This is a genomic window from Xanthomonas sp. SHU 308 (genome assembly GCF_000364645.1).
In the GTDB taxonomy this organism is placed as follows: domain Bacteria; phylum Pseudomonadota; class Gammaproteobacteria; order Xanthomonadales; family Xanthomonadaceae; genus Xanthomonas_A; species Xanthomonas_A sontii.
Window position 1 is genome coordinate 1 of sequence record NZ_AQOK01000146.1, and the last position, 8,163, is coordinate 8,163.

9 protein-coding genes are annotated in these 8,163 nt (G+C 70.1%); 3 read left to right on the forward strand and 6 right to left on the reverse strand.

Annotated elements, in window-relative coordinates; translation table 11 throughout:
• Window positions 1–174 precede the first annotated feature (174 nt).
• Window positions 175–2,049, forward strand: coding sequence for a S53 family peptidase (locus D588_RS0106170; RefSeq protein ID WP_026143434.1), 1,875 nt, complete (start codon window positions 175–177; stop codon window positions 2,047–2,049).
• A gap of 73 nt (window positions 2,050–2,122) precedes the next feature.
• Here D588_RS0106170 and D588_RS0106175 read toward each other — a convergent pair whose 3' ends face one another.
• Window positions 2,123–3,094 carry a mitochondrial fission ELM1 family protein gene (locus D588_RS0106175; RefSeq protein ID WP_017915368.1) on the reverse strand — a complete coding sequence of 324 codons (972 nt, stop codon included), beginning with the start codon at window positions 3,092–3,094 and terminating at the stop codon, window positions 2,123–2,125.
• Between the two features lie 126 nt (window positions 3,095–3,220).
• On the opposite strand from D588_RS0106175, the gene D588_RS0106180 reads away from it, so the two are divergent.
• Both D588_RS0106180 and D588_RS0106185 read left to right on the forward strand, forming a co-directional pair.
• A complete protein-coding gene (locus D588_RS0106180; RefSeq protein ID WP_017915369.1) occupies window positions 3,221–3,811 on the forward strand; it encodes a malonic semialdehyde reductase in 591 nt (196 codons plus the stop codon).
• An 83-nt stretch (window positions 3,812–3,894) separates the two neighbouring features.
• Window positions 3,895–4,533 (forward strand): YceI family protein, encoded by a 639-nt coding sequence (locus D588_RS0106185; protein WP_017910034.1) that lies wholly within the window; start codon window positions 3,895–3,897, stop codon window positions 4,531–4,533.
• A 331-nt stretch (window positions 4,534–4,864) separates the two neighbouring features.
• Here D588_RS0106185 and D588_RS0106190 read toward each other — a convergent pair whose 3' ends face one another.
• From D588_RS0106190 to D588_RS24140, 5 genes are all read right to left on the reverse strand, one after another.
• A complete protein-coding gene (locus D588_RS0106190) occupies window positions 4,865–5,659 on the reverse strand; it encodes a siderophore-interacting protein (protein ID WP_017915370.1) in 795 nt (264 codons plus the stop codon).
• Between the two features lie 85 nt (window positions 5,660–5,744).
• Window positions 5,745–6,290 carry a PadR family transcriptional regulator gene (locus tag D588_RS0106195; protein ID WP_017915371.1) on the reverse strand — a complete coding sequence of 182 codons (546 nt, stop codon included), beginning with the start codon at window positions 6,288–6,290 and terminating at the stop codon, window positions 5,745–5,747.
• A gap of 668 nt (window positions 6,291–6,958) precedes the next feature.
• Entirely contained in the window at window positions 6,959–7,351 is a 393-nt protein-coding gene (locus tag D588_RS0106200) for an STAS domain-containing protein (RefSeq protein WP_017915372.1), read from the reverse strand.
• Window positions 7,348–7,788, reverse strand: a complete 441-nt coding sequence (locus tag D588_RS0106205; RefSeq protein WP_017911337.1) for an ATP-binding protein — start codon at window positions 7,786–7,788, stop codon at window positions 7,348–7,350. The genes D588_RS0106200 and D588_RS0106205 overlap by 4 nt, the downstream gene beginning before the upstream one ends.
• On the reverse strand, window positions 7,785–8,163 hold a 379-nt coding region (locus tag D588_RS24140; protein ID WP_043083676.1), incomplete at its 5' end, for a PP2C family protein-serine/threonine phosphatase. The genes D588_RS0106205 and D588_RS24140, both read right to left, overlap by 4 nt.

An 8,163-nucleotide genomic window follows, 5' to 3' on the forward strand; every position in this document is an offset into this window, starting at 1 on the left:
CCCCGCAGGGGCGGATGAGGGTACGGGCGCAGCCTCGTCGCAACGAACCACGCGCGCACTTCGTGCTTCCCACCCTCACTCCAACCTCTCTCCCGAGGGAAGAGGGGCCATCGATTTCCCACCGCGAGGCCGCCACGGCCTCGTCCCACCCGCTCTACCCCCGGAGAGACGCCCATGCTTGATCGCATCCGCCGTCGGCCCTTGCTGGCTGCCGTGTTGTCCGCTTCCCTGCTGTGCGCGCTCGGCACCGCCAATGCCGTGCCCGACGCCTCCATCGCGGCGATGACCGCAACGCTGCGCGCCGCGCCGGTCAATTTCGACGTGCACCTGCCGTTGCGCGATCAGGCCGGCCTGGACGCGTTGCTGGCCGACATCCAGGATCCGGTCTCTCCGCAGTATCACCATTGGCTGACGCCGGCCGAATTCCAGCGCCGCTTCGCGCCGGCACCGGCGCAGGTCGCGCAGGTGCGTGCCGCGCTGCAGGCCGCGCACATGAACGTCACCGAGCAGGGCAACACCCTGCATGTCAGTGCGAGCGCGAACAACGTCGAGCGCTTGTTCGCGGCGCCGCTGACCGCCGAGGTCCAGCAGGGCAGCCAGGCCCACCTCGCCGCCGCCGCGCCCTTGCAGTTGCCCGCCGTGCTGCGCGACAGCGGTGCGACCGTGACCGGCCTGACCCGTGGTGCGCCGCCGATGCACGTCAACTGGCAGCGCGCGGCCACCAAGAATCCCGCCAACCGCTACGGCGCCGGCGGTACCACCTATTGGTACAACGATCTCAAGCAGGCCTACGGCTACCCGTCCTACCAGGCCACCACCGGCGCGGCCGGGCAGCAGCGCCGGCTCGACGGCACCGGCAGCACCATCGCCATCCTGATCAGCAGCGACGTGCTGGATTCGGACATCAAGGCGATGTTCGACCACGAAAACTTCAGCCGCTACGCCGCCAACCACGCCGACCCGACCCTGTACGCGCGCCACTACGTAGCCGGCGCCAAGCCGGGCCTGCAGGACGGCAACGACGCCGCGGCGAGCGAGGCCGCGCTCGACGTGGAGATGGCGCTGGGCGGCGCGCCGGGCGCGCACGTGCTGCTGTACGTGATCCCGGACCTGAGCGACGCCTCGGTGCTGGCCGGCTACCGGCAGATCGTGCAGGACAACCAGGCCGACGTCGTCAGCTCCTCGTTCGGCGGCTGCGAGCTGTACTACACCACGGCCTACAACGGCGGCAAGGATTTCACCTCGCTGCTGCGCCCCTACGATGCGGTGTTCAAGCAGGGCAACGCACAGGGCATCACCTTCGTCGCCTCCAGCGGCGACAACGCCGGGCTGGACTGCGCGGATACGCAGTACGCGGTCGACCACAAGGACGGCCACTTCGTCGCCGGCGTCGAACACCCCGCAGCCAGCCCGCACGTGACCGCGGTCGGCGGCGGCAACCTGCTCACCGCGTACAAGAAGGGCAGCCTGGAATCCGGCTACAAGAGCGAAAGCGCCTACGGCGATCCGCTGGAGACCGCGGACTATTACGGCGTCGGCGCGAACCTGGCCGGCGGCTACTGGGGCGCCGGTGGCGGCGTCAGCACCCTGTTCCAGCGTCCGGCCTACCAGTTGCGTGCACTCGGCGGGACGCGCACGTCCATGCGCGCGCTGCCGGACATCGGCATGCTGGTGGGCGGCTGCCCGGGGATTGCGACGCAGCCGTGCCGTGAGGGCGACAGCTCGGTGGCCACCTACTTCAAGGGCGGCATCTCGGCGGTGATCGGCACCAGCGTCGCCGCGCCGGAATTCGCCAGCGCGGTCGCGCTGCTGGTGGAGAAGCAGGGCCGCCAGGGCAATCTCAACGATTACCTGTACCGCCTGGCCGCCAATGGGCCGGAGGCGCTGCATCGCGGCATCCCCGGCTACAACGGCGTGGTCGACAACAACCAGCCGATCAAGGGCAAGTACAACTACACGGTCGGCGTGGGCACGCCGGTGGTGCGGCTGCTGATCGGCGCGCTGGATGCGGCGCCGGCCGGCGTGCCGCGTTCGCCGAGCAACCCCTGACATAGCGTGATGTGACGCGTTGTGCCCGGTTGCCGTGTCGGTGTCGTGGCAGCGACGCCGGCACGGCGGCCGATCAGGCCAGCGCCAACCGGTCGCGGATCAGCGCGGCCACCCGCGCGGTTTCGCGCAGCGGTGCGATGCCGGCGGCGTACGCGTCGCCGGCATCTTGCGCCGGAAGTAGGCGTCCACGCGCCTGCAAAGCACGATGGAAATCCAGGGCGCGGCCACGCGCCGTCTCCGGCATCAGTGCCTGCACCGGCACGCGCGTGGCGCAGGCTTCGGATAGCAGGTTCACCGAGTCCGGCGTGCACACGAGACGCTCGGCCCAGCCGAGCAGGCCGGCGTAGGGATTGGCGCCATCGTCCGCGCCGCACCACACCATGCCCGGCACATCCGCGAACGTGCGGCGCAGGGCCGCGGCCACCGCAGGCGGCGTGCGCCGCGATGCGCTGGCGAGGAGGCTGCCGCCGTGCGCGCGCAACTGTGCGGCGATGTCGGCGAAGGCGGCCTGTGCCTGCGCTTCGCTCCACGGCGCCAGCCCGGAAGGGCCGCCCACCAACAGACCGATGCGCGGCGAGGGCAATGCGCCCAACGCAGGAAACGCCGTGCGCCCGGCCGCCAGCCAGGCATCGTCGATCGGATGCAGGCTGCCGAGCAGGGTCAGCACATTGGGGCCGCGCAGCCGATCGTGTTCCGGCACCACCACGATGTCCCAGTGGCGCGGGTCCAGCCGCGGATCCAGGATCTGCACCACCTGGCTGCCGCGTGCGCGCAGCAGCCGCGTCGCCAGTGCCGCCTGGCGGCCGCAGCCCACGGCGAGCGGCGGCGGCTGCTTCAGCGCCGCGGCGAACGTCGCGCCGTAGGCATGCTGCGCGCCGGGCAGCCAGCGCGGCGCCAACCAGCGCCACGGCATGTGCGGCTGCAACACCTGCACCTGGATCGGTGCCGCGGCCGGAAGCGCCAACGCGGCGGCCAGTGCCTCGGCCTGGCGGGCGTTGCCGGCGCGGCCATCGCTAATCGCCCAGGTCGCGTCCGATCGTTTCACGTTTGGTAGTAATCCGTTGCATCGCGGCCGGGTGTTGCGACAATCGTGCCACTCTACACTGGCCGCCTCGCATCGGGACGGCCCCACCGGCCTCCTGGCGCTTCCCTCGATCAAGGAACTTCCCGCATGTCCGACGCCTTGCACGACGCCGCCCTCGACCAGTTGTTCCGCACCGCGCGCACCCAGAACGCGTTCCTGGACAAGCCGGTCGCCGAAGACACCCTGCGCGCCCTGTACGATCTGGTGAAGTGGGGTCCGACCGCGGCCAACGGCAGCCCGGCGCGCTTCGTCTTCGTCACCTCGCCGCAGGCCAAGGAAAAGCTCAAGCCGGCGCTGTCCGAAGGCAACCTGGCCAAGACCCTGGCCGCGCCGGTCACGGTGATCGTCGCCCACGACGAGGACTTCCACGAGAAGCTGCCGTACCTGTTCCCGCACACCGACGCCAAGAGCTGGTTCGACGGTCCGCGCGAAGGCCGCAGCGAAGGCGCGTTCCGCAACGGCTCGCTGCAGGGCGCTTACCTGATCCTGGCCGCGCGTGCGCTGGGCCTGGATGCCGGTCCCATGTCCGGCTTCGACAACGCCAAGGTCGATGCCGCGTTCTTCGCGGGCACTGCGATCAAATCCAACTTCCTGGTCAACCTCGGCTACGGCGATCCCAGCGGCCTGTTCCCGCGCCTGCCGCGGCTGAGTTTCGACGAGGCCGCGCGCATCGAGTGAGCGCGCGCGTTCCGCTTTCGTGTCCCACCGCAGGCCCGCGCCTGCCGCAGTTTCGTCCCATCACCCCTCCAAGGAGTTCCACCATGACCAAGACCCGCAAACTGCTGCTCCCGCTCGCCATGGCTCTGGCCGTCGTCGTCGCCCAGCCGGCCACCAGCGCCTTCGCCGCGCCGGCCGCCGCCGCTGCCGCCGCCAAGGGCGTCTCCGGCACCTACACGCTCGACCCGGCCCACACCGACGTGCTGGTGCAGTGGAGCCACTTCGGCTTCTCCAACCCGTCCGCGCACTTCGGCGACGTCGACGGCACCCTGGTCTACAACGCCCAGGACGTGAGCAAGTCCAGCGTCAACGTGACCCTGCCGCTGTCCGGTCTCAACAGCTTCACCGCCAAGTTCGACGAGCACCTGAAGAGCGCCGACTTCTTCGACGCCGCCAAGTTCCCCACCGCCACCTTCAAGAGCACCAAGGTGACCTCGGCCGGCGGCAACAAGCTGACCGTCGCCGGCGACCTGACCATCAAGGGCACGACCAAGCCGGTGGTGCTGGCGGTGACCCTCAACGGTGCCGGTCCGCACCCGATGAAGAAGGTGCCGGCGCTGGGCTTCGACGCCACCACCACGGTCAAGCGCAGCGATTTCGGCCTGGGCGCCTACGTGCCGAACGTCAGCGACGAAGTGAAGATCCGCATCACCACCGAAGCGCTGCAGGCAGCGGCCAAGTAAGGCCGCCTGTGGTCGCGGCGGCGGCGCTTCGCGCGCCGTCGTTCGCCGCAACGCAAACGCCCGCCATTCGGCGGGCGTTTGTATGTTCGGGATCTCGCTGTGTGCAGTGCAATGAAACTGCGCGCGAAAGACGCACCGTAGGGGCGGCTTCAGCCGCGATGGCCTTACCGCGATGGTTCCTGGCGAAGCCCCGCATGCGCCTGAAGCGCCAGGCGCGTCCTTACCCTCACCCCAACCCCTCTCCCGGTGGGAGAGGGGCTATTGCGACGGATTGCCGTGTATTCCGTGCCGGCCATATTGCGCGTGCTTTTTGCTTTCTTCGACGCGGCTTTCAGTCTTCGGCCGCGTCCCCGCCCGCCTTCCAATACCCCGTCGCGCGGATCCACTCCTTGGGCACGCCCAGGTGGCCTTCGACGAACTTGCGCATCATCCGCGCGCGTGCCGATTCGCAGGCGATCCAGTAGAACGCGTCGCCCTCGGGCGGGTCGAAATCGCGCAGCGCACCTTCCAGCAGCTGGCTGCTGCGCGCGTCCACGCCGTTGCGCTCCAGCCAGGTGACGCGCAGCGCGGCGTCGCACTCCAGCGCTTGCCGGTCGGCGTAACCGGGAATCTCGATCAGCGCGTCGACTTCCGCGTTGGCCGGCAGGGTTTCCAGCCAGCGGCCGATCGCCGGCAGCGCGGTCTCGTCGCCGATCAGCACGTACGCATCGAAATCGTCGGCGGCCACGAACGAGCCGCGCGGCCCGCCGACCACCAGCGCATCGCCCGGGTCGGCCTGCGCCGCCCAGCGGCAGGCCGGGCCGTCGCCGTGCAGCACGAAGTCCAGGGTCAGCTCCTGCGCGTCGGCGTCGTAGTGGCGCGGGGTGTAGTCGCGGGCGGGCGAGGGCAGTGCGTCGGCCGGATACACCGGGCCGTGCTCGGTCATCGTCGGCAGCACGAACGCGCCTTCGGGGTTGGGGAAGAACAGCTTGACGTGGTCGTCCGGCCCGGCGCTGACGAAGCCGTCCAGCTCGGGGCCGCCGACGACGATGCGGCGCATGTGCGGGGTCAGTGGTTGCGTGCGCAGCACCTGCAGATGACGCAGGCGCAGCGGGTGGCGCAGCAGGCGGTGTTCGTGGGTCGCCATGGGAATTCTCGGAAGTGGGGGAGAGGGGTGGCGGGCGACGCGGACGCCGAAAGCGCTAATGTCCGCGTGCTGGCTGGAAGGGGAATCAGGGTGTGTTGCCATCCATGCCGTCGGCGGCGGCATGCAACAGCGCGGCGACGCGCTCGATCTCGTCCGGGTCCCAGCGCCCGTGCCGCGCCAGCAGGCCGTGCTTGATGCGGCGCATCGCCTCGCGCACCGGCGCCGGCACGTTGGCGCGCACCAGGGCGCGCGCGCTGTGCTGGGTGCGCTGCAGCGCCGCGTCCACCTGCGCGCGCTCGGTGCGCACGAAGGCCTGGCCGGCCGCGGTGATCGCATAGCGCTTGCGGGTGGCGTCGGCATCGGCCTGCACCAGGCCCTGCGCTTCCAGTTGCGCCAGGGTCGGGTAGACCGTGCCGGCGCTGGGCGTGTACAGGCCATGGAACAGCTCGGCGACCGCGCGGATCAGCTCGTAGCCGTGGCGCGGCTGGGTCTCGATCATCGCCAGCAGCAACAGCCGCAGGTCGCCGTGGCCCAGCGGGCGCGGCCCGCGTGCACCACGGCCGCGGCCGGCCCGGTCCTCCTCGAACAGGCGGTGCGCGGGGTGCGGGCCGGGGGCGTGGGGTCGTGGCATTTCGATATGTCGAATTTTGTGCGAAAAAGATATATCGAAGTTGTGCGGTCGGCAAGCGCTTGGCAGGCCGGGCGCGGGAGCGCGGTGGGATTGGTTCAGTCAGGACGGCAGCGCGCGTTTGCGTCGTGCGCGTGCGTGCGGTGCGCGTTGGATCGCGGCGGGCGTGAGCCGCCCAGGCCGCCTCGGCCAGTGGGCCCCCGTGTGAGAATCAACGGTCATGCAGTTGCGCCAAGCGAAGCCGAAAGCCGACTTACACCCTCCGTCGTCGGGACTGAAGTCCCTCCCACAACGATGCTCAGCCATTCCTGTGGGAGCGGTGTCAGCCGCGACGGGCAGTATCAGCAAATCCTGTCGCGGCTGAGGCCGCTTGTGTGGAAAGAGGGTCTTGCAGCGAGCTCGCTGGGTGCACTGTAGGAGGGACTTCAGTCCCGACGCATTGCGTCATCGGAAAGCACGCCACGTCGCGCATCGCGGCCGCATGCCAGCTGACGTGCGTCAAAAGAGAGCCTCGCAGCGCGCTCGCCGGGCACACTGTAGGAGGGACTTTAGTCCCGACGCATTGCGCCATCGGAACGCGCGCCGCGTCGCGCATCGCGGCCGCATGCCAGTCGACGTGCGTCAAAAGAGGGTCTTGCAGCGCGCTCGCCGGGTGCACTGTGGGAGGGACTTCAGTCCCGACGCATTGCGCCATCGGCGAGCACCCGCCGCTGCATTTCGTCCAGGTACTCGTCCAGCTCCTGCACCGAGGTGAAGATCTCGTTCAACGGCACGGCCTTGACCACGTCGAACACCTTGCGGATCTGCGGCTGCGGGTTCACCACCAGCACCCGGCCCTCGCGCGCGGCCAGCACCTTGCGCGCCTTGAAGATCGAGCGGATGCCGGCGCTGCTGATGTAGTCCAGGTGCGACAAGTCCAGCACCAACGTGGTGATCGGCGTGGCCAGCAGCGGCGCCAGCGCCTCGTCCAGGGCCTGGTAGGTGTGCGTGTCCAGGCGCCCGCTCAGGGTGAGGCGTTGGCGCTTGTCCTGCGCCGGGTCGATCTGCAGGCTCAACGTGGTCATGCGGGCGACTCCTGAAGAGGGGGATCGGCAGGTTGCAGCAACACGATGCGCACCACATTACGGCCGGCGTCGTGGCGGTAGTCCAGGCGATCGGCCAGTTGCTGCACCAGGTGCAGGCCAAGGCCGCCGATCGGGCGTTCGGCGATGTCCGCGTCCAGGTCCGGCACCGGCGCATCGCGCGGGTCGAAGGCCGGGCCGCTGTCGTGGAATTCCAGCACCAGCGCGTCGGGCTGCAGGTGCACGATCACGTCCACCGGCAGCGGGGCGCGGCGCAGGTGGCCGTGCTCCAGCGTGTTGCAGGCCAGTTCCTCGACGATCAGCCGGGTGCGGCTGACCTGTTCGCCACTCACGCCGTGGCGCCGCAGCGCCGCCTCCACGCTGTCGCTCAACTGCGCCAGTGCGTCGATTGCCGGTTCCATCTGCCATCGCAGCATCATCGCGTCGCCTCCCGTGCCGGATCCTGGCGCAGCCGGATCGCCAGGAGCGTAATGTCGTCGGACTGCGGTGCCGGCGCGGTGAACGCCTGCACGTCGGCCAGCACCGCCGCGCACTGCGCCTGCGCGTCGGCGCCGGGCTGCAGCGCCGCCAGCAGCCGCGCCTCGCCATAGGGCCGGTCCTGCGCATCCATCGCCTCGGTGATGCCGTCGGTGTAGCTGAGCAGGGTGGCGCCGGCGGCCAGCCGCCCGTGCACCACCGGGTAGCGCGATTGCGGCTCCAACCCCAGCGGCGGGCCGGATTCCAGCGGCAGCAGCTCTGCGCGTCCATCGGCGCCGAGCAGCAGCGGCGGCTCGTGGCCGGCGCTGGACAGCCAG